16 protein-coding genes and 6 pseudogenes are annotated in these 19,838 nt (G+C 61.6%); 15 read left to right on the top strand and 7 right to left on the bottom strand.

The annotated features are described in order from the left end of the window. Positions 1–131: 131 nt before the first annotated feature. Both AC1DN0_RS04495 and AC1DN0_RS04490 read left to right on the top strand, forming a co-directional pair. A complete protein-coding gene (locus AC1DN0_RS04495; RefSeq protein ID WP_441634860.1) occupies positions 132–1,478 on the top strand; it encodes a replication initiation protein in 1,347 nt (448 codons plus the stop codon). Between the two features lie 176 nt (positions 1,479–1,654). Next, a pseudogene (locus AC1DN0_RS04490) lies at positions 1,655–2,097 on the top strand (transposase); the annotation flags it as partial. 75 nt (positions 2,098–2,172) lie between these two features. Here the strand turns inward: AC1DN0_RS04490 and AC1DN0_RS04485 are convergent. Next, positions 2,173–2,337: pseudogene (locus tag AC1DN0_RS04485) on the bottom strand (3'-5' exonuclease); the annotation flags it as partial. 227 nt (positions 2,338–2,564) lie between these two features. Here AC1DN0_RS04485 and AC1DN0_RS04480 point away from each other — a divergent pair. The 4 genes from AC1DN0_RS04480 (at position 2,565) to AC1DN0_RS04465 (ending at position 8,049) form a co-directional block, all read left to right on the top strand. Continuing rightward, a complete protein-coding gene (locus AC1DN0_RS04480) occupies positions 2,565–3,959 on the top strand; it encodes an SMC family protein (RefSeq protein WP_441634859.1) in 1,395 nt (464 codons plus the stop codon). A 929-nt stretch (positions 3,960–4,888) separates the two neighbouring features. Beyond that, positions 4,889–7,519 (top strand): intermembrane phospholipid transport YdbH family protein, encoded by a 2,631-nt coding sequence (locus AC1DN0_RS04475; RefSeq protein ID WP_441634857.1) that lies wholly within the window; start codon positions 4,889–4,891, stop codon positions 7,517–7,519. 20 nt (positions 7,520–7,539) lie between these two features. After that, a complete protein-coding gene (locus AC1DN0_RS04470) occupies positions 7,540–7,716 on the top strand; it encodes a YnbE family lipoprotein (protein WP_441634855.1) in 177 nt (58 codons plus the stop codon). 9 nt (positions 7,717–7,725) lie between these two features. Further along, the gene (locus tag AC1DN0_RS04465; protein ID WP_441634853.1) at positions 7,726–8,049 is read left to right on the top strand and encodes a YdbL family probable chaperone protein; all 324 of its coding nucleotides are present in this window, start codon (positions 7,726–7,728) and stop codon (positions 8,047–8,049) included. Positions 8,050–8,090: 41 nt separating this feature from the next. On the opposite strand, the pseudogene AC1DN0_RS04460 reads toward AC1DN0_RS04465, so the two are convergent. Together AC1DN0_RS04460 and AC1DN0_RS04455 are read right to left on the bottom strand one after the other, a co-directional pair. Next, a pseudogene (locus tag AC1DN0_RS04460) lies at positions 8,091–8,378 on the bottom strand (winged helix-turn-helix transcriptional regulator); the annotation flags it as partial. A 307-nt stretch (positions 8,379–8,685) separates the two neighbouring features. Then, positions 8,686–8,868: pseudogene (locus tag AC1DN0_RS04455) on the bottom strand (class I fructose-bisphosphate aldolase); the annotation flags it as partial. 39 nt (positions 8,869–8,907) lie between these two features. On the opposite strand from AC1DN0_RS04455, the pseudogene AC1DN0_RS04450 reads away from it, so the two are divergent. The 5 genes and pseudogenes from AC1DN0_RS04450 to AC1DN0_RS04430 all read left to right on the top strand — a co-directional run bounded on the left by AC1DN0_RS04450 (position 8,908) and on the right by AC1DN0_RS04430 (position 11,498). After that, a pseudogene (locus tag AC1DN0_RS04450) lies at positions 8,908–9,470 on the top strand (class I fructose-bisphosphate aldolase). Between the two features lie 75 nt (positions 9,471–9,545). Next, positions 9,546–10,175 carry a hypothetical protein gene (locus AC1DN0_RS04445; RefSeq protein ID WP_441634851.1) on the top strand — a complete coding sequence of 210 codons (630 nt, stop codon included), beginning with the start codon at positions 9,546–9,548 and terminating at the stop codon, positions 10,173–10,175. A gap of 299 nt (positions 10,176–10,474) precedes the next feature. Next, positions 10,475–10,558 (top strand): annotated as a pseudogene (locus tag AC1DN0_RS04440) (H-NS histone family protein); the annotation flags it as partial. Beyond that, entirely contained in the window at positions 10,541–10,900 is a 360-nt protein-coding gene (locus AC1DN0_RS04435) for a YhfG family protein (RefSeq protein WP_441634872.1), read from the top strand. The pseudogene AC1DN0_RS04440 and the gene AC1DN0_RS04435, both read left to right, overlap by 18 nt. A 52-nt stretch (positions 10,901–10,952) precedes the next feature. Further along, on the top strand, positions 10,953–11,498 hold the full coding sequence (locus AC1DN0_RS04430; protein WP_441634849.1) for a Fic/DOC family protein: 546 nt from the start codon (positions 10,953–10,955) through the stop codon (positions 11,496–11,498). A gap of 346 nt (positions 11,499–11,844) precedes the next feature. On the opposite strand, the gene AC1DN0_RS04425 is transcribed toward AC1DN0_RS04430, so the two are convergent. Both AC1DN0_RS04425 and AC1DN0_RS04420 read right to left on the bottom strand, forming a co-directional pair. Beyond that, on the bottom strand, positions 11,845–12,048 hold the full coding sequence (locus tag AC1DN0_RS04425) for a hypothetical protein (protein WP_441634847.1): 204 nt from the start codon (positions 12,046–12,048) through the stop codon (positions 11,845–11,847). A gap of 273 nt (positions 12,049–12,321) precedes the next feature. After that, positions 12,322–12,705 carry a nuclear transport factor 2 family protein gene (locus AC1DN0_RS04420; protein ID WP_441634845.1) on the bottom strand — a complete coding sequence of 128 codons (384 nt, stop codon included), beginning with the start codon at positions 12,703–12,705 and terminating at the stop codon, positions 12,322–12,324. A gap of 1,037 nt (positions 12,706–13,742) precedes the next feature. On the opposite strand from AC1DN0_RS04420, the gene AC1DN0_RS04415 reads away from it, so the two are divergent. Next, a complete protein-coding gene (locus AC1DN0_RS04415; protein WP_441634870.1) occupies positions 13,743–14,033 on the top strand; it encodes a hypothetical protein in 291 nt (96 codons plus the stop codon). Positions 14,034–14,485: 452 nt separating this feature from the next. After that, entirely contained in the window at positions 14,486–15,118 is a 633-nt protein-coding gene (locus AC1DN0_RS04410) for a GntR family transcriptional regulator (protein WP_441634843.1), read from the top strand. 355 nt (positions 15,119–15,473) lie between these two features. Here AC1DN0_RS04410 and amrS read toward each other — a convergent pair whose 3' ends face one another. Both amrS and AC1DN0_RS04400 read right to left on the bottom strand, forming a co-directional pair. Beyond that, positions 15,474–16,550, bottom strand: coding sequence for an AmmeMemoRadiSam system radical SAM enzyme (amrS, locus tag AC1DN0_RS04405; protein ID WP_441634841.1), 1,077 nt, complete (start codon positions 16,548–16,550; stop codon positions 15,474–15,476). Positions 16,551–17,436: 886 nt separating this feature from the next. After that, positions 17,437–18,297 carry an alpha/beta hydrolase gene (locus AC1DN0_RS04400; protein ID WP_441634868.1) on the bottom strand — a complete coding sequence of 287 codons (861 nt, stop codon included), beginning with the start codon at positions 18,295–18,297 and terminating at the stop codon, positions 17,437–17,439. A 139-nt stretch (positions 18,298–18,436) separates the two neighbouring features. Between AC1DN0_RS04400 and AC1DN0_RS04395 the strand changes: the two genes are divergently transcribed. Beyond that, positions 18,437–19,222 (top strand): AraC family transcriptional regulator, encoded by a 786-nt coding sequence (locus AC1DN0_RS04395; RefSeq protein ID WP_441634839.1) that lies wholly within the window; start codon positions 18,437–18,439, stop codon positions 19,220–19,222. Between the two features lie 149 nt (positions 19,223–19,371). After that, positions 19,372–19,836, top strand: a complete 465-nt coding sequence (locus tag AC1DN0_RS04390) for a RidA family protein (protein ID WP_441634837.1) — start codon at positions 19,372–19,374, stop codon at positions 19,834–19,836. Positions 19,837–19,838: the final 2 nt, after the last annotated feature.

The following is a 19,838-nucleotide window of genomic DNA, read 5'->3' as shown; positions in this document are numbered from 1 at the left end:
GATGAAGCAACTTAGGCAGGGGATGAGAAACCGCTTGTAAGTGCCAGATTTCAAACGCAAGGAAGCCTCTCGTTCTTTGTGCTCCGCCCATTCGAGCAGCCCCGGAGCACAAAGCCTTGATAGGTGAACGAATGGCAACTAAGATTTCACCAATTCACCGTCAACCCTTTCCTATGACGAAACCAGCCGCGGGTCAGAAGGGCGCGCAGATCGCCCTGTTCCAGCAACCCGAAGTGCCAGAGCCATTCAAGAAGGCTGTCCAGGCAATTCATCTCTCGCCCGTCGGAGGGGCTCTCACTCTTCAGCAGCGGCGCCTCTTCAACGCTCTTATCAAAAACGCGATCGAGCATAGGCTTTCGAAGAGCGATGCGCCCAACATCTTCCAGATCTCGATTCCGGAGATGATGGCTGGTCTCGGCTTGACCACTAAGGACACAGGCTACATCAAGGAGACTGCCAAATCCCTGATGCGCACGGTTGTGGACTGGGACCAACTGAACAGCGATGGGACTGCGACCTGGACCGGTTCGACGCTGGTGGCCGGTGCAAAGATCACCGGCTCTCAGCTTTCCTATTCCTTTGCGCCTCAGATCTCGGAGGAACTGCTCAACCCGGAGCGATTCGCCATGATCGACATGCGCATCGCAAAGCTGTTTCGTCGTGCTCACTCGCTAGCTCTCTGGGAGAACACAGTTCGCTATGAGAGAGTAGGGGTCACTGCTCGTATTCCATTGCCCGTTTTTCGCAATCTGATCCTGGGTCGAGAGGAGAGCGAGACAAAGTACAAGGAATATAAGATCTTCAAGCGTGCTGTGCTCAATCCGTGTATCTCAGAGATCAACACCGTCTCAGATCATCTGATCGAGCTCATCGAACACAAGAACGGCAGGTCAGTGACTGATTTGCAGTTCAAGATCAACCGCAAGGAACCCACGTCCCAGGAGGAGCAGCAGCACTCTGACCTGGTCCAGGCAGTAGTAAAGCTTGGAGTACCTCTCACCGAGGCAAAGAAGATGGTTCGCACCTATGGGGCGGACCGAGTCAAGCAAGCGGTCGCGTACACGCGCGCTCGGGTCGCAAAGAAGAACTCTCCTGCCGTGGATAACGTGGCCGCCTACTTCCGCAAATCGCTGACTGAGGATTGGGGCAAGGGCGCTGAGATAGGCGAGGAAAAGCGTGGTGAGGCACGGGCCTCCAAGACAGCAAGTGCCAGAACTCCCGCCGAAGCGAAGGATCAGTATATTGCTGCGCGTCTTCCCGACGCACAGCGGTATTTCCTGGAACTGTCGGCCGAGGAACAGGCCTCGCTGATCACCGAGTACAACGAGCAATGCGCCGCCGCGGATCTACGGCTTGTCACTTCAAAGAAGCCCACCAAACTTGCGCAGTCCAGCTTCTTTCGCTGGCTTGCTGCTCGCACTTGGGGAGAGCCGTCATCGGACGACATCCTTTCGTACATCTTGAGCGGACAGGTTTAACACCGCATGCCTGTTTGTAATCCAAGTTTTCGCGGAGTCTGCCGTTTCAATCAATTGGTATGGCGCGCCTTCGGTCTGCGGCATGTCAAAGGGCCAAAGGTGGCAGGCTCTCGGGCAGAAGTGATAGCCGCGTCAAGAGTCCCTGGCGCGACCCCAGCAGATACAGGCACGCTAGCCGATCGGTGAAAGCGCCGGCGGCAAAAGAGCGCTGCTATGACGCGGGAAAGAAGATCGTCGGGCGCAAGCGGCATATTGCCGTGGATACGAATGGCCGGTTTCTGATGGTGAACCTGACTGCGGACATCGCCGATAGTACCGGGGCATTGGCGGTTCTGGAGGCGCTAAAGAAGCGCTGGCCGGGACTGAAGCATCTGTTTGTAGATGGTGCGTACGATCGTCGCACTTTGATAGCTAAGGCTGCGACGCTCGATTTCGTCGTACAGGTGGTGCGCCGTCACGAGTATCAGGTAGGCTTCGCGGTGGGTGGTGGAACGTATCTTCGGTTGGATGATTCGCTGGCGTCGCCTTGTCAGGGACTACGAGCGGCGTCCTGATGTGTCCGAGGCCATGGTCTATATCGCAATGGGCGGTGCTGTAACGCAAAGTCGCCCATCCTTGAATTATCCAAACGGGCTCCGAACGGTTGTGGCGGCTCCAAATCAACCGCCGGTATGCCTAGTATCCCATGCCCTTGCTAGGCCAAGTCGGCCTCGATCACAAATCGTGAAGTTGGGTTCTTCTTTGCAGTGCTTACATAAAGCCAGTCCTTGGCGCGTGTGAGTGCTACGTAGAACAGCCTGCGCTCGTCAGCTTCGGTGCTGCCATCATCTGGTATTACCGTTTCCTCGGCACGAATCACTCCCACGGCTGACCGGGGCGCGTAGCGACCGCGATGCGAAGACTGCCGATGGCGCGAAGCTCCTGCAGGAGCGCGCGACACTGGCGGCCAAGCAAAGCGCARGCGCGGCTACCGAAGCGCGTCTGCGCGAACTCAGGCAACGGGAAACCGAGCTGGGAGCGCGCCGGCGGCAGTTGGATGCTGACCAGCGTGTTGCGGCCACCCGCGCCGCCACGAGGCGCCGGGAGTTGGAGCAGCTGATCGCCGGCCGCAAGCTGATGTTGGCCGAAGGGCCGGCCATCCTCGCGGCCGCCGAGCAGCGCGACGCCTTGCAAATGATCATCGGCCAGAAGCAGGGCGAGTTTGCCACGCTACAGCAGGCGGTCAGCAGCTTGGACGCACAGCAGGCGCAGCATGCCGCGCTCGCGACCGAGTTGCAGGGACTAGAAGCGCGCGGAAGGTCCGCCGCCCAGTTCGCCACCTCGTTGAAGGGCCAGGCCGATGTCATTGAGACGGTGCCATGCCGGGCCGATCCCATGCACAGCACGTGCCCGTTGCTCGCGCAGGCGCGTGACGCCAAGGGCAAGCTGGCCGAGCAGGTCATCCTCGTGAAGGATCTGCGGGCCAGCTACCAGGCGAAGCAGCAGTCGATGAAGCCGATGGCGGAAGCCCTGGGTGAGTTGCCAGCCCAACGCGCCGCCCTGGCGGCCTTGCAGACGGCACTGGCACGCGATCAGCAGGAGTTGCAACGGTTGACCGCCCTCGCGGCCAAGAAGCCGATGTTGGATGTGGCGCAGGAAGGGTTGGCGCAGGCACAACGCGACGCGACCGCTCTGCCTGACGAGGAAGCCACCAGCACGGCCCGGTATGACCGGGACGTTGCCGAAGCCGAGTCGCAGTTGTCGGTGGTGCAGCGCGAGTTGTCCGGGCTGGCAACTGAGGACGTCACCGGCCTCATCGCCGCCTTGGACACCCGTCTGCGACAGAGCCGCGAGGCAGTGGTTGCGCTGGATGCCCGGATCGAGGCATTGATTCGCCAGCAAACCGGTCTTGCGACCGAGCGCGAACGCTTGGAGTTGGTGCTGTCCGGCCAGCCTGCGGTACAGGGCAAGGCCGATCGGCTCTCCGACGAAATCGCGCAGTGGAAGCTGCTGGCGAAGGCGCTCGGCAACGACGGCGTGATCGCGCTGTCCATCGACGACGCCGGTCCGGCGCTCACGCGGATCGTCAACGACCTGTTGCTCGCCTGCTATGGAGCGCGATTCACCATCGCGACTCAGACGCAGACGACGCTGGCCAATGGCGAGAAGCGTGAGGGCTTCGAGATCGAGGTGAATGACGCCGACCGGGACAGCGTGAAGAACTTCGCTTTGCTGTCTGGCGGGCAAAAGATCTGGATCAATGAGTGTTTGACCCGTGGTATTGCGCTCTACCGGGCGCAGGACTCGGGTCAGCCCTTCCAGACGCTGTTCACAGATGAGGCCGACGGCCCGCTCGACCCGGAGCGCAAACGCGCCTTCATGCAAATGAAGCGCGAGGTGCTCCGTCAGGGCGGCTATGAGCGGGAATTCTTCATTTCCCACACGCCTGAGTCGGTTGATGAGGCCGACGCAGTGATTGACCTGGTGGCGCTCGCTGCCTAGTTTTTGTCTTTAACCCGATGGGGCACGCCCCATCGGGGCTGCCCTGTCCCCCGTACAGGGCATCCCATGAAACTCGTGAAATCTCTTTTCCTGCTCTACCTCGTCCTGCGCGTGCTGGCCGCTTGTGACCATCACACGCAGCCGGGAAGCAAGGAGCCGATGCGGTGACCCGTCGTCTATGCCATTGGCAGTTCCATCGTCTCGGCCGCACTCGGCTGACCCCAGCCCCCGGCCATTCTTAACCTTCGGCGCTCCCTCGGGAGCGCCATTTTCTTTCCTACGAGGGGTCTCTACCATGTGTCAGACCATTTAGCTGTTTCCACAGGGCGCGTTCGATCCAATGAGCGGAAGATAGACCGTGCTTTAGGTGCGATCCTTCGCCTGTTGCAAGCTGCGCATCCGGTGGTCATTGCCTACAGCGGTGGCAAGGACAGTAGTGTCGTGGTGGCGTTGGTGCTGCACGCGGCGCTTGGATTTTCATACCATTGCCTGCTAAGTTTGCAGGAAGGCCCCAATCCACGAGGCCTCGCCAAGCAGGAACACTGGTGAGCTACTTGTGCATACCTAGAGGCCGGCACTTCGTCATCGGGCTCGTGGCGGCCGCAGTGTCGATCTGGTACGCATTTGAGGAGGCGCGCGACCGCCAGGATGATGGACTGCGGGAAATCGCTGGCTCGACTCTCCTGGCTATGCCAAGGTTCTCTCCTCCCAGTGCGGGTTCGCTCAGGCCGATGAGCTGGAGATGCGAATCTGGGCGCTCAAGATATCCAAGCGGGCGCGCAAACACTCGTGAACGATTGAGGGTGGGTCGTCAGTGCGGAGCGGCATGGGAGCAGGCGCCCGGCCAAAATCGGATGACGAGCGGGATGCGGCATACTTGCGACTGGAGGCCGCCCCCCCTTGCGAACCATAGGTAGGATGACCGGTAAATGAGGATGAGCTCTCGTCTTGCGTTTGTGCGTCGCTACTATCGTTGGCTGATTCTGCTAGCCCTGCTGCCACTAGGGATACTACTAGCGATGGTGATCATAGCTTATGCATACGGTATGCGTGCCCAGGGCCTCAACTGGCAGGGCGGACTGGAACTGGCGCAGTGGCAAAGACTGAAAAATGGCTGTGTCAGCGCACTTGGCGAACGATTGCGGGTCACCGGCTGGCGCCCGGTGACGATCACCATGACCAGCATGAGCCTGCCCAAATGCGAAACAGCAGGTGCGGAAGAGCTGATTCCACCCCCCTGGATGCCGCCCTTCGATCTCTCAATCGACGCCTTCTCCATTCCCGGCTTGCCGCCCCTAGCGGTGGTCATTCGCCAGCGCGAGCAGCGCTGGCAAGTACAGGCATCGTATCGGCGCAGCATAGCGGCCGCTGCCTATGACCGCATTTCCGGGCGTTGGACCGCGCAAGGGCAAGTTCAGGCGGCTGACATTGCCCCCGAGCTCCTGGGCGGGCTGACCTTCATGAGCAATGGATTGTGGCAGGCCAATCGGCTGGACGGCACTTTGCAGGCGCAGGGGCAACAATTGGGTTATAGGGGGCAGTCGGAACGGACAGATACGACCATTGAGGCCAGCCTCGCTGCCAAGCAATGGCAGTTGAACGCGGTGCTGGGGGCACCGGTTGCGATCGGGGGCGGCTGGAGCCTGGACGCTCGGCAAGGGCTCCAGGCCAGCGGGAACTTGGACGGGGTGAATGCCTTGAGCCTGGACCTGCGGGCGACAGGCCCGCAAGGTACAGTGCAGCTAAACCTGAATACGGAGGGCGGCGGCGTGGCACGCGGCCAGGGCATGTTGACGCTGGACGGACCCAAGCTGGCCGGTACGGTGCCGCTACGCTGGAATCAGCAGGAACTGGCGGTGTTGCCTGCGGCGATACGGCTCCCAGACGAACTGCGCCTGAGCTGGCCTCGTCCGGTGGTTCTGCCGCTGGCACTAGTCGGCAAGAGTACCGTCTCTGCCGACCTTCGATATCGAGACTTCAGCGTTAGAACCGTCGACAGCTTATTGTCCTGGCAGCAAGTCCAGTGGGGCTGGCAAGGGCGGCTTGAGCTGGCCGGCAAAGCGGCCGGCCATGACCTGACTGGGTCTTGGCAGGGGCGTATCGATGCCGCAGGCCTCACGGGCGAGCCGGCCAGCCTGACTGTCAAGGGGCCAAGCCTCCTGCTGGCGCTGCATTTGCCAGTAGCCGACTTTCACGCGCCGCGCTGGGCGACACAGGCGAAGTTCAATGGTCACTATGGCAACCAACCCATCGCGGGAGTGCTCAACGCCAGCTATACACTGGGAAACTGGAAAGGCTCGGTCGAGTGCAGCTCTCGGCCTCCGTTATATATGAAGGGCGGAACCCTGACGCTGGTTGCGCCTTGGTATGGCAAAGGCGACCAGTGGTTTCTAGGCGCTGGCAGCCGCGCCACGATAAGTGAGGGGCTGATCGGAACCACGCTGATCAAGCCAATAACGATTATCGCTACGACCCCATTACGCCTTAGCCCACAGGGGATATTCGGTGACTTGCAGATCAAGGCCGGTGGAGCGGTGACAACGCGCGGTGCATTGCCGGGCATCGACGGACAGTTGGCTGTCGAAGGCCGGCAGGGCAACGCCAAGCTGCGCGTGCCCGCCTGGCAGTCGGAGTTGGCTCTGACCGCATTGCTGACTAGTTATGGAAGGAAAACAGGTGCGCAAGGCACGGTGCAGATAACGACCCCCCTGTCCACTGGCATGAGCCGCAGCTTTGGCGTCACCTTCCAGAATGGGCAACTCAAAGGCCAAGGCCGCTGGGAGTGGCAGGATCACTGGCAGTTGCGAGGGGATATTACCGCGTCCGGGCTCGCGTTGGACTGGGGAGGCATTCTGGCGGCAGGCGGCGATGGGACCGTGCATGTCGAATGGCGGCAAGACGGGCTGACTCTCGCCAGCATTGGGCCGATCATGCTGGCCGAGTTAGATGTGGGCACCCCGGTACGCAACGTGCACATGACGATGCAATCGGACCTGGCCACCTGGAGCCTGACGGACGTTTACGCCGAAGTACTGGGCGGCAACTTGCGCGCCCCTGCCCTGCAATGGCCCTCCCCGCAGTTTCAGCCCGTGACCGTGAGCCGCATCGACCTCGCGGAGGTAGCCGCCCTGCAGAACGACCCGAACCCGACAGTTCAGCTCGTGGGCCGCGTGGGCGGGGTTTTGCCACTGCAGTTGATGAAGGATTCTCTGGCCTTGCAAGGAGGGATCATGCGCAATGAAGGCCTGCTATCGCTTAAGGTTTCGCCATCCGCGGGCGTCACCGCCATGGGCCAGTCCAACCGTGCGGCCCAGTTTGCGCTGGATACGCTGAGTAACGTGGCAATCCATGATTTTCAGGCGCGCGTGAATATGAAACCGGATGGCTGGCTGGATGCTGCCGTGACCATCAAGGGCCAGAACCCACTGCAAGATAACCAGCCGATAGTACTAAACTACACGCACCAGGAAAATGTGCTGGAACTATTACGCAGCTTGCGTATTGCTGATGAACTATCCCGACGGGCATTGGAGCGAAAACCGGCGGAAGGCTCACGCTGACATTGTGCGAAGGACTCATCATGAAAATCTTTTGGCTCGGGGCTTTACTGCCACTGGCAGCCTGTACTCCACGGATCGCATTGGAGGCACCCAAAGATCCAATCACCATCAATCTCAATGTGAAGATCGATCACGAGATCCGCCTCAAGGTGGAAAAGGATGTTGATAAACTTACCGAAGACAGCAAATTGTTTTAGGAGCGGTTAATGAAAACCACGGCACGACTGATAGCGGTGCTCTTACTGGCCTGCAGTACATTGGCTCTGGCGCTTGACTTGGACAGCGCCAAGTCACAAGGGCTGGTCGGCGAACAACCCAATGGTTTTCTAGGGGTGGTCAACCCAACCCCGGACGCCGTAAAGCTTGCCGCCGATATCAATGCCCAACGTCGCGCCGCCTACGAGGCGATTGCTAAGAAGAATGGCGCCACTCTGGATCAAGTAGCCGTCCTGGCTGGGCAGAAAGCCATAGATAAAGCGGCGCCGGGGGCTTACGTGAAAACTTCTGACGGGCAGTGGGTTAGAAAATAGTGCCTCGCGCCTACCACRGTCAGGACGTGAGGGGGAGGATGTCAATAAGGCTGCTCAAACTCAGAGTTCCTCTTGCAACTGAGGTCGAACGCCTGCCTCGCCTGTTCAATGGCCGGGAGATGCGCGATGGCCCATAGGCCAAGGGCTTCCACAGGGGTCCTTAGCGAATGCCCGAGAGAGGTCAGCGCGTAATCAACGCGCGGCGGAATCGTGGCGTATACGGTTCGCGTAACCAGTCTGTCTCGTTCCAATCCCCGCAAAGTCAGCGTCAGCATTCGCTGCGAGATGCCGCCGATCTTCCGCTTCAGTTCATTGAACCGCATGGTCCCCTGCCTGGTCGCACCGGACAAGGCGCGCGCGCTATCGCCGGCGGGACTGGCGGCCGAGATGGCTGCAACCCAGGGGGGTCTCCCGGTTCAGCATCGTACCCGTGCGCAATTGATTCTGGTGTCAGATCTCACGCAGCGTCCCCCGGAGTCACCACTTCTGCGCCCATCTTTGTCGCCTCCTCGTTTGAAGTCGTCACGGTGTATCCGCAACCTTCTCGCCGCCTGGATCGGCGGGCGTTTGTAGAGCAGCAATGAAGATTTGTTCCGTGCCTCGCCTATTCGAGGGCCGGTGCCACGTGCGGCGCCCGCAGATCGCTGCATAGCATGCCAGCGCCTCCGCATTGGCCTGGATGGCGCGCCAGCCAGGCAGTTTGTCGGACACGTTGTACACCGCGCGCCACTTGGCAAAGCGTGCGCCCTGCTGGCGATAACCGGCAAGGCGCTTGGCCAGCCCGTCGAGGCCCTCGGTGATCTCGTCGCCGGGAGCGTGGAGACGGGCGTGGTGCCCATCGTCGAACCCGAGGTGCCGATGGATGGCGCGCACTGCATGGCGCGTTGCGCCGAGGTCACCGAGACGTGCTGCACGAAGTCTTTCACGCCTTGCACCGGCATGCGGTGGTGCTCGAACACATGCTGCTGAAGCCCAGCATGGTGCTCCCCGGCAAGGAGACCAGGCACGCCGCACCGGCTGAGGTTGCCGCGGAGACTGTGCAGGTGCTCAAGCGCACGGTGCAGGCGGCGGTGCCGGGCGTCTTCTTCCTGTCCGGCGGCCAAACGCCCACTGAGGCCACCGCCAATTTCGATGCCATGAACCGGCTCGCCCCGCTGCCTTGGCGGCTGGCCTTCTCCTACGGGCGCGCCTTGCAGGAGCCGCCCCTGCTGGCCTGGCACGGCGAGGCCGCTAGCGCAACGGACGCTACTGCAGCGCTCACGGATGAATGGCATGGCTTGCCTGGGGCAATACGAAGCGGCGCTAGAGACCGCTGTGGGCTGAGCTCTCGGCAGGCGCAAGATGGAAAAACCCCCGCCGCCACGTGGACGACGGAGGCGGATAAGAGGGATGGCCGGAATTCGCAAATATCTGAAGCTTAAGATATTCGCCATTGTGACGCTTCACATATCTGCGAATCCCGGCCGACCCTCCTCAAGGCGATCGTCGCCAATGCTGTGCAATCGATCTGGCAGGCCGCCAACGAGGCGGCCACCGGCGAGCTGGCCGCCTTGCGGGCCGAAGCGCGGCTGCAGGCGAGCGAGGCGGAGGCGCAGCGCGACCAGGCGCGGGCCGCGGTGGTGGTGGCCGAGCAGGAAACCGCCGCCACGCAGGCCGGGCTCGACGCGGAGCAGAGCGCACGCGCGGCGCTGCAGGGGGAACTGGACGCCGAGCGCCAGGCCCACGCCGCCGCGCGGGCACGTCTGGAGGCGGGGCAGCGGCAGATCGAGGCACTGGAGCGGCAATTGGGAGAGTTGCGTACCCAATTTTCGACGGAGCTGGAGCACACCCGCGAGCAGGTGGCCGTCGCGCAGGAGCGGACCAGTGCCACCGAACGCCGCGCGCTGCGCGAGATCGACCAGGAGCGCACGCTGCGTCAGAAGGGCGAGCAGGCGCTCGCGGACCTGCGCGCTGAGCTGGCGGCGGTGCAGGCGAGGGCGCAAGACGCCGCTGTGGCCGGCGCCGAGGAGCGGGCGCAGTTGCAGGCCGAGCGCGCGCAAGCGGAAGCCAATGCGACGCGCCACTTGGCGACCGCCAGGCGCCGGGCGCCGACGACACGCACCAAGTTCAAGCCCGGGCCGGCCTGAGGGGGACGGGAGGTGTCGGATGGAATTTATCCACCGCACGCAGGGACAAGCCTGTGGACAAGCCGCGCGGGGCCGAGTGCCGACGGCATCAGCGGGTTTGACTAAAATTTAAGCAATGAGGGCGGCCACGTCCTCCCGCCGGCGCGGATTCCCACTGCAGCCATCACCTAGAACAACCCCGAAATCCAACGCTGCCGTCAGACGGCACCACGTGGGACCCGGCGCCGTCCCAAATCTATTCACCTACGCCATGTCGATTGAAATCGAGCGCGCCGAAGCAATTGCCTTGGATCCGCATGCAGGGCTGGGACGGCTGCGGCGCCATGCCGGACTGGCTGCAGCGGGCGATCCACGCCGGGCAGACCGTGGAACATTTCCGGGTGCCCATCGCGGGAGTCACAGGGCGCGCCGTGAAGGGGGAGTTCCGATCTGAAATCGAACGGTTAGCGAGCGGCGCGGAATGCGCCACTACCCAGTGGGTGAGGATTGGTACGCGTTCGTATGCGGTCCGCTATAGTGGAACCCGTCATCTGCAAATTGCAAACGAGCTGTTTCCCGTGAAGAAACCCGACCTGCAAGCCAAGCTAGCCTACTGCGCCAAGACGCGCCGTTCCAACTATGCGGCAAGCCTGCGTCTTGAGGGCTATGACGTCACGCCAGCTGAGTCAAAGCGCAAGCTGCCCTCGCGTGAAGCCGTCCTGCAGACCTATCGCAAACCAGCTTGACCTTGGACAAGTACGGCACCGGCCAGGATCGTACTGCTACCCGGAGACGCACATGCTGCGTAACCGGCTGGACATCCAGGACGATGCGCTGCTTGCGCAAGCCGAGCGTGATCTCTCCGAGATTGCCGCCAGCCAGATCGATTTTTCGCTTCCCCCCTACGATCTGGCCTACCTGAAGCATATCCACCACACGCTGTTTCTCGATGTCTACGACTGGGCGGGCGATCTTCGCACCATCGACATCTCGAAGGGAAGCACACGCTTCTGCAACGTCAGCCGCATCGAGCCGGAGGCCGACAAGATCTTCCGTGCCATGGCGCAGCAAGCATGGTTCGAGGATTGGGAACGCCCTCAACTGGTCTGCGCCATGGCTGAGCATTTCGGTGACCTCAACATGATCCACCCCTTCCGGGAAGGGAACGGGCGCGCCCAGCGCATCCTGTTCGAGCACATCATCGTCAATGTCGGCTTCGAAATCAGTTGGTGGGCCGTCGAAGCGTCCGAGTGGATCGACGCCAATGTCGCGGCGGTCGTGTGCGACTATCGCCCGCTGGAAGCGGTGTTCGAACGGTGCATCGGACAGCGGATTGGCGATTGATTGGGGCTTGCCGCCCCCTCGCTGAAGGCGAAGGCGGGTAAGACCGGCGCCAGCCATAGGGCGGAGGGGGCACTGCGCGGAGACCGCGCCAGATTGCGGCCAACCCTCAGGTAGACCTTCCGCCGGAACGATGGATCAAGGTGTCGGACATAGCACAGGCGGGGCAGGAGGGTGTGGGACCGGTCAGAGCCGCCGAGGTTCAGGCGGCAGGCTTACCGGGCCGAGCGCAATGCGCCGGCCGGCCGGGCGGCGCTTCTGGAAGAGGAATAAAGACCGCCCGCCGGTACCGACGCCTGCGCGGCCGCGGCTGGTCCCGGACTGGGCTGCTGGGCRCTTACCAGTCCCTTCAAAGCACGAAGTCGTGGCACGGCGGCAAGGCATAATCAAGCTTTCCAGCACTGCGACTGAACTGACAGGCGTCCGTGGGCATGGTTTCCTGCTTGGCAAAGCCGCAGTGCGGGCAGGTCAGCACGGATTCAAGAATGACGGCACTCATCGCGTCCTCACAATCGCAACGCCCCTCGTCGTCAAACGCAATGGCCACCACCACGGGACGGCAGCGCAGGGAGAAAGGCAACGTGGGGTACGTATTACTCGATCTCGAAATGGCAGCCGTCGCCGCGCGGAACGGTTTTCCGCTCCGATAGCTACATGGGGGAGAGGTCGGCCAGCTTCGGCGCCGGCGCGCGCGGTGGCATGGTTGGTCCTATGGGATGGTCCTTCTGTTGTAGGCGCGCCGGCAGAATAGCGCCATAGGGCAAATGGCAAAGCCGAATGCGATCTCACGTTGGAATCCGATGGGTGGAAAATTGCCGGTCTTACCTTATAGAAAGCGGATCGCCGTATCGGCAAAGCCCTTCCAGCGTCGAATCTTGCCGTCGACGACCGTAAAGATGTGCAGCCATTCGGTTTCAACCAACTTGCCTTCGGGACGCGCGGTCCCACGTAAGAAGCCGAGTACAACCACATGCTCGCCTGACTCGATAAACTCCCGCGGCTCGAAAATTTCTGTGTCGTCCGCCTGTGCGAGCTGTGCGAAGAAGCTGGCGACTTCGGCTTTGTTGGTACGTTGCCCGGTGTAGGGAATCTGCGGTGGCCCTACCATCTTCCAGTCGACCTGGTCGGCCACCAGATCGAGGATGGCATTGACGTCGCCACGGCCATACGCCTCATAGGCTGCTTTCACGACAGAAATCGGGGTTGTCATTATTGTCTCCGATTGCACATTCCGGCCTGACTTCGCAGGGGCGGATGTTTCCAACTTAGTGCGAAAGGGTGTCCCATTCAAGGGTCGTGTTGCCGGGTTTGACGTCTGGCTTTGACTGCGGGCGACTCGTAAAGATTATGCGTTGCTCCCTGGGGCGGCGTTCCACACGCCAGTCCGGCATGTCGATTATTTCACGATTGTAAAATAATGCTCTGGACTTGCCTGCCAAGGAGCATTACCGCCCGTGCTGGTGGCTGGCAAAGACGAACCGGTCGGTCGTGCGAACGAGGCTGCGGTAGATGAGGCCCATGGGCCGAAAATTACCGGGGATTGTGTTCAAAATGGCCTTCGGCGAGGCCGGGGAGATGTCTCTGGCCGAGAGGAGGGGTGCATGTTGTGTTGGACCATGCCTGCCGCACCGCGGCGCACACCGCAGTCAAGGTAGCCGCCGCCGGGCTCTGGGCTGCGCCGCAGGTGGGAGCGCTCAACTGATTGGACGCGCGTGATGATCGAGAGCGCGCTCTGTGTCCGCCTTGGTGGAGGAAACAGTCCGTCATGATCGCGCCGCTTTTGCTCACCGTCGTCTGCTCACCTAACCATTCTCCGCAAGCCGATCATGGGCAAGCCAGCGGGGGTTTCCTTTGGCGTCGGCCGCCTGGGGGGGGCGAAGCCTATGGCTTGCTAAAGAGAGGTCCTGGCAAATAGTCTGCCCGAGGCCGGCCACCCGGCGATGCTCGCAGTACCTACTGGGTTTGACGGCGGGAAAGTGGCGAGGCGCTTGTTGCAATGCCAGAAACACGGAAAACGAGAGAGCATATGGAGACGACACTTGCCCCGAGGTAGCCGTGGTGGACGACGAACACACGCTCAGCCAACTGGTAAAGCCGGCCATGAGCGATACCGCCAACCGGGGGTCACTGGCGGATCCGAATCGGGGTCATCGTGGACTTTTCCCGCATCGCAACTAGACTGGTGCAATCACACCTTTCTCTGCGCGACTGCGCGAAATCCGGGGCCATTCAATGGAGGGACGGATCATGCACACTGTTATCAGAGCCTATTCCGGAAGCGGCGCCAGGGAGCTGTTCGATCTGCTGGAAAAGCGGACACCGGAAATCGAATCCCTGATGCGTTCGGTCCAGGGTTTTGTCAGCTACACGCTTGCGCGGACCGCCGATGGCGGCTTTTCTGTCACGACCTGCAATGACAAGGCGGGCGTGGATGAGAGCGTCAAGAAGGCGAAGGACTGGATCGCCGGGAACGCAGCCGGCACGGGCACAAGCGCGCCGACGATTTCCGAGGGAACCGTCATCCTGCACTCGAAATAGCAGCACGTGGCATCTCCCAGCGCTTCCCTCGTCGAGCCATCCTGAACGCTGCTGTTCTTCCGCTATGGTGTCACGCCCAACGCCAGCGAGCTCTACGGCATGGTGTGTAAGGGAGCAGGGGCATGCTGGCGTTGCGCGGGCGTACGCGCGTCACCATCGATCACGCGGACCGATCGTAACTCGACCGGGGGTGATCGAATGGACGGGACCTCCCCATCCCGGGGCTGCGGCGGAAGCCGCAAGTCGGCATCGAGGTGCCATGATGGCCTTGTCAAAATGCCATCACGACCACAGGAGGGGAAGTCCCATGTCCATTGTTACCGTGGGTATCGCGATCTGGCCAAAGCGTGTTTGCCGTTCATGGGGTCGAACTGCGTTAGCCGTCAGCAATGCCCCACGGCCGCGTTCGGTTCTGCTGCCCAGCTCGCTGAGGCAAAAATGAGTCGCAGCATGTGCGGCACTACGGCACCAGCCGTCACACAGTGAGGGCAGCGCTGGCCGAGCTACAGGAACTCGGCCTGGTGTCGAGGCGCAAGAATGTGGGGACTCGGGTGGAGGCATCCGCACCGACGAAAGCGTTTCGTCCCTCGCTGGCATCCGTGGAGGATCTGGTGCAATTCGGCGCCGCGCATCTGCGTGTGGTGCAGGCAATCGAGGAAGTGACGGTGAGCGGTGCGCAAGCCAAGGAACTGGGCTGTGCCAGCGGCGCGCACTGGCTACGCATCTCAAGCTTGCGCAGGGACGGCGATGCCAACACGCCGCCAATCGGCTGGACTGATGTGTATATCGATCCAACCTATGCGGAGATCGGCGAAATCGTACGCGCGTCGCCTGGTATCCTGATCAGTTCCCTGATCGAGGCGCGCTACGGCCGCTGCATTGCCGAGATACGCCAGGATGTGTGTGCCTTCAATGCCGGCGACACCGACATCTCACACGCCCTTGGGCTGACGCCGGGACAGGCGGCACTCAAGATCGTGCGCCGCTACTTCGATGCAAGCGGTCACGTGTTTGAGGTCTCGGTCACGGTGCATCCCGCCGACCGTTTTTCGCTATCTATGCGGCTGCAGCGTTCGAATGGATAAGCTGTCTTGTGAGATGGCATACGCCGCCGACCTGCTGCTTCGGCCAAGACGCGAGCGACGCAAACAACGTGAGCAAGCGGCAGGTTACGGACGGGCGGTGGCAAACCGCACCGTCGGCCATGAAAGCTATTGCGCCTTCTCTGCCCCATCAGCCAGTCGATTGCGAGCTGAGCCGAGGCATGACCGTCCGAAACGATGAAGAGACGATCACCGCCCTCGGCTCGGATGGCCGTTCGTGGGTGCTCACCGGACCTTCCGCAGCCAGAGTCCGGATGCCCGCTCGTTGATCGCCAAGCGGCGCGTGTCCGGCTCCATACTTTGCGCGGCGGTGGGACTTCGGGTGCTGCCTGAGGGGCTAAGTGCCGATGCGAACTGGAATTCGCCGCCGCCCGAATTGGCGGTTGAAGTGTCCAAATCGCCCGGCAATCGTCACGGAGCATTCGGGACAGTTGCCTGGCTGAGTGAGACGGTAGCTCTCAATGTTGTGCCAGTCGCGCACGATAAGCGGCGCACGACACGCCGGGCAGTAGGTCGTCGCGCCGTCGGGATCATGGACGTTGCCGGTGTAGACATACTGCAAGCCTTGCGCAATCGCGATCTTGCGGGCGCGGGAAAGCGTCAAGAACGGCGTCGGCGGCACATCGATCATCTTGTAGTCCGGATGGAATGCCGTGAAGTGCAGCGGCACGTCGCTGCCAAGCTCCTTCGCGATCCATTGCGCCTCGGCGCGAATCTCGACGTCGCTATCGTTCCTGCCAGGGATGAGCAGTGTCGTGATCTCGAGCCAGACATCAGTATCGTGTCTCAGATACTGGAGCGTCTCCAATACCGGCTGCAAACGAGCGCCAGTGAGCGTGAAATAAAACGCGTCGGTGAAGCCCTTCAGATCGACGTTCGCCGCATCCATCTTGGCGTAGAAGTCGCGCCGTGCTTCCGCGCCCATGTAGCCGGCGGTCACCGCCACTGTCTTGATGCCGCGCTTATGGCAAGCGTCGGCCACGTCCATCGCGTATTCGGCGAAGATTACCGGATCGTTGTAGGTGAATGCCACGCTCTTGCAGCCATGGGCCACTGCCGCGTCCGCGATCGATTCGGGCCTTGCCACAGCGGCAAGAGTCTCCATCTCGCGCGACTTGCTGACGTCCCAGTTCTGACAGAACTTGCACGCCAGGTTGCAGCCGGTCGTGCCGAACGACAGGACGCTGGTGCCGGGATAGAAATGGTTGAGCGGCTTTTTCTCGATCGGATCGATGCAGAAGCCCGATGAGCGGCCATAGGCCGTAAGGACCATCTGATCACCGACACGCCTGCGCACGAAACAAGCACCGCGCTGATCCCTATGCAGGCGACAGTTACGCGGACACAGGTCGCATTGCATGCGCCCATCATCGAGCAAATGCCCATAACGGCCAGGGTAAAGAGATTCCTTCATGGTAGTGGCAGCGGCAGGCGACTCCTAGACAGTGGGGTCGTGTCCGCTCATCCGGCAGCGCGTATCCGGAGCGACAAGCCCACCTCTGCCCATTATCCATCGAACGAATCCAATCCGCATCCGCTCCTTTTCCTGTACGGGGTGTCGCCAAAGTCTCAGATCCAGAGCGTGTTCCCGGTGCGGCAGCCATGGTCTTCGGCGAACCAGGGCTTCCCGCATCCGGCGTCGCAAGCGGAATCTACGCGCTGGCTCAAACCAGCTGGAGAGCATCGGACGATATTTGGGCACCGATGATTGCTGGAGGACCGTTCTCCGGTCGATGACGAGACGATCACGCATTCGGCTCGGATGACGGCTCGTTGCCACATACCGGGCGCTCGGTGGACAGAGACGGTATGCCCGCTCATCGGCCACTTCCGCTATTGGGCCGACTCTTGCGCCGGTTTCATGGCAGCACTCATTGAGGTTGCGGCGCCCGAGAAGACTGCTGAGGGACTCCACCTGCGCACGGATTGTGCCCCACGCGGCGCCTGGCTCAAGTTCGAGGGCAAGGTGGTGGCTCCACAAAGACTGCGCGGAGCCACCACCAACTGCGGGAGGAAACAATGCGTGTTGTTATCGCTGGCGTAGCGGGCGCTTGTTCAGGACGAAATCACCTAGACTGGACACAAGCCCGCCCTCAAGCCGTGCTGGATAAAAACAGTCCACTGGACTGGACGCCATATTGCACCGTTACGGTACTCCGCGCGTGCTGCCGCGTCCGCGGCCAAATCCTCCCTAATAGCCTCGATCACTACTCGCTCCCTCGACCTCGGTCGCATGTGAGCAATGGCCGAAGGACAGCCACTGTGCAGGCAGATGCGGCTTCAAGTCGGCAGGGAATGCATCAAGCGCTTTCGATCAAGCGCAGTACCGCAGCGGAAAGGGCGCCATTGCTGTCGCCAAGCAGGTCGACAGCGTCGAAATGATGGCCTCGCCTCTGTTCGACCACCTGCACGTCGAAGCCATGCGCTTCCAGTAGCGTCTGGTAGTCGCGCTGGAGCCGGTGATATTCCGGCGACTCATCGCCGCCCAAGGTAAGAATCATCGGCAGCTTCACCTTCGGCAGATGAGAGACGGGGCTGTAGGCGGCGACGTCCGCCTTGGTCAGTTGCACCACCTTGTTGAGATAGCAAAGCCGGATCGGTTCGAGGTCGTACAGCCCACTGATCGCGCAACCGCCCTTGAGTACGTTAGCCGGAACGCCGAAGTTCTCCCAGTTGGTGCCCGCCAGGATTGCTGTGAGATGTCCGCCAGCGGAGTGCCCCGAGACATAGATTCTGTTGGCATCGAAGCCACCGAGTTCCCCAGCGTTGCGATAGAGCCATATCACCGCGTCGCGATTGTCGCGGATGATCTCCGACATCCCCACTTCCGGCGCCAGCCGGTAGTTGACCACCGCAACGTTGATGTCGCGCTTCAGGTAGGGCGAGGCAATGTAGCTGAAGTCGGATTTGTCCAGAGACTGCCAGTATCCCCCGTGAATGAAGACCAGCAGCGGACGGCCCTTGTTGGCGGCCGGGAAAAAATCGAGCGTCTGCTTGGCGTCGGGTCCGTACGCGCGACTCTCCATGACGGGGTGGGTCAGGCGGAAGTTCTCGCTGACCTTCGCCCAGGTCTGGAAGATGTCCTGGAAGCCGGGAATACCCGCCCTGACGTTGTACTGCTTGTCCAGCTCTTCCTGATTGAAGTTTCGATACACTGACATTACTTTGGCTCCAGACTGTTGGAATCGATCGGCCGATTCCTTTTGCAAGATGCGACGCTCGTTGGCGTCCGACCAAAGATACTTGCCTGCGCCAGATCCTCGCGCGCCTGCAGATGACAGCGACTATCGCGGAGATGCCATGTTTGGAAAGAGCGAGAACCGGGATGACTATCAGGCCATAGGCCGGCCGATCGGCGGGATGGCGCGCACCCTTGCGGACGGCTTCTATATCGACACGCACTCACATCCGCGCGGCCAACTCATCTATGCTTACGTCGGCGCCATCTCGGTGTCGACCGACTATGGCTCATGGGTCGTGCCTCCCCAGCGCGCCGTCTGGGTGCCGTGCAATGTCCGGCACGCCATGCAGGCTTGCGGCGACGTCGAGATGCGCACCGTCTACATTCGCGAGAACGCCATCCCGGCGGAATTGCAGACGTGCTGCGTCGTTGCGGTGCCGCCGCTGCTCCGGGAACTGATTTCTGCCGTCGTGCGCATGCCGGTCGAGTACGAGCAGGACGGACGCGACGGCCTAGTGGTCCAGCTTCTGCTGCATGAGCTGCGCCCCCTCTCCGTGGTCCCCCTTCACTTGCCCATGCCCAAGGACAACCGGCTGCGCAAGATCTGCGCGAGGATCCTCGACGATCCTGCCGACGAAACGTCGGTACAGGAGTGGAGCCAGTTCGTTGGCGCCAGCGAGCGCACCATCATCCGTCTCTTTCCCGAAGAGACTGGACTGACCTATAGCCGCTGGAAACAGCAGGCGAGACTGATGGCTGCCGTTCGCCTCCTGGCGGAAGGATGCCACGTTACCGATATCGCACTGCAGCTCGGATACGAGAGTCCCAGCGCCTTCAGCGCCATGTTTCGCCGGGCGCTCGGTATGACGCCCACCGAGTATTTCCGGGATGCCGCAGGTGACTAACGCAGCCCCGCAGGCTGGATTGGCGTCTGCGCGACAGTAACTGGCGTCGGGACGCCGGTCACCGTCTCGGCCGTACGGCACAGTCAAGGGGCCGACGGTTGAGGCAGCGTGCTTTCTCCGTCGGTACTTGTTCAAATCGAGGAGTCAGCATGTCAGTCATCGATCGTATCGAGGCGGCCGGGATCGTCCTGCCAGCCGCCGAATTCCCCAGGGCTCTGTACGTGCCGTACACAGTACACAACGGCCTCCTGACGGTGTCGGGGCAGTTGCCGCTGAAAGGCGGAAAGCCAGAATTCGTCGGTAAGGTACCTGGTGAAGTCACCGTGGAAGATGCCCGCGCGGCGGCGCGGCTTTGCCTGGTCAATCTGCTCGGCTGGGCCGCGGCCGCAACGGACGGCGATCTCGAGCGGATCCGGGGCATCGTTCGTGTGGGTGGCTACGTGGCGGCGCAGCCGGGGTTTCATGACGCGCCCGCGGTGATCAACGCTGCTTCGGAGCTTCTCAATGAAATCTTTGGCGAAAAAGGGCGCCATGCCCGCGTGGCCATGGGGGTCGCGAGCCTGCCCTTCGACGCGCCAGTCGAAATCGAAGCCACGTTTGTCCTGGAAGCCTGAGC

It is taken from the genome of Cupriavidus sp. 05N39 (assembly GCF_056397325.1).
This window is presented reverse-complemented; position numbering and strand designations above follow the sequence as displayed.

What these genes read in the sequence shown, in the direction of transcription:
- AC1DN0_RS04465 (WP_441634853.1), top strand. Translation starts at nt 7,726, where the DNA reads ATGAAAACCACGGCACGACTGATAGCGGTGCTCTTACTGGCCTGCAGT.
- AC1DN0_RS04475 (WP_441634857.1), top strand. Translation starts at nt 4,889, where the DNA reads ATGAGGATGAGCTCTCGTCTTGCGTTTGTGCGTCGCTACTATCGTTGG.
- AC1DN0_RS04390 (WP_441634837.1), top strand. Translation starts at nt 19,372, where the DNA reads ATGTCAGTCATCGATCGTATCGAGGCGGCCGGGATCGTCCTGCCAGCC.
- amrS (WP_441634841.1), bottom strand. Translation starts at nt 16,550, where the DNA reads ATGAAGGAATCTCTTTACCCTGGCCGTTATGGGCATTTGCTCGATGAT.
- AC1DN0_RS04400 (WP_441634868.1), bottom strand. Translation starts at nt 18,297, where the DNA reads ATGTCAGTGTATCGAAACTTCAATCAGGAAGAGCTGGACAAGCAGTAC.
- AC1DN0_RS04495 (WP_441634860.1), top strand. Translation starts at nt 132, where the DNA reads ATGGCAACTAAGATTTCACCAATTCACCGTCAACCCTTTCCTATGACG.
- AC1DN0_RS04470 (WP_441634855.1), top strand. Translation starts at nt 7,540, where the DNA reads ATGAAAATCTTTTGGCTCGGGGCTTTACTGCCACTGGCAGCCTGTACT.
- AC1DN0_RS04415 (WP_441634870.1), top strand. Translation starts at nt 13,743, where the DNA reads ATGCACACTGTTATCAGAGCCTATTCCGGAAGCGGCGCCAGGGAGCTG.
- AC1DN0_RS04395 (WP_441634839.1), top strand. Translation starts at nt 18,437, where the DNA reads ATGTTTGGAAAGAGCGAGAACCGGGATGACTATCAGGCCATAGGCCGG.
- AC1DN0_RS04420 (WP_441634845.1), bottom strand. Translation starts at nt 12,705, where the DNA reads ATGACAACCCCGATTTCTGTCGTGAAAGCAGCCTATGAGGCGTATGGC.
- AC1DN0_RS04430 (WP_441634849.1), top strand. Translation starts at nt 10,953, where the DNA reads ATGCTGCGTAACCGGCTGGACATCCAGGACGATGCGCTGCTTGCGCAA.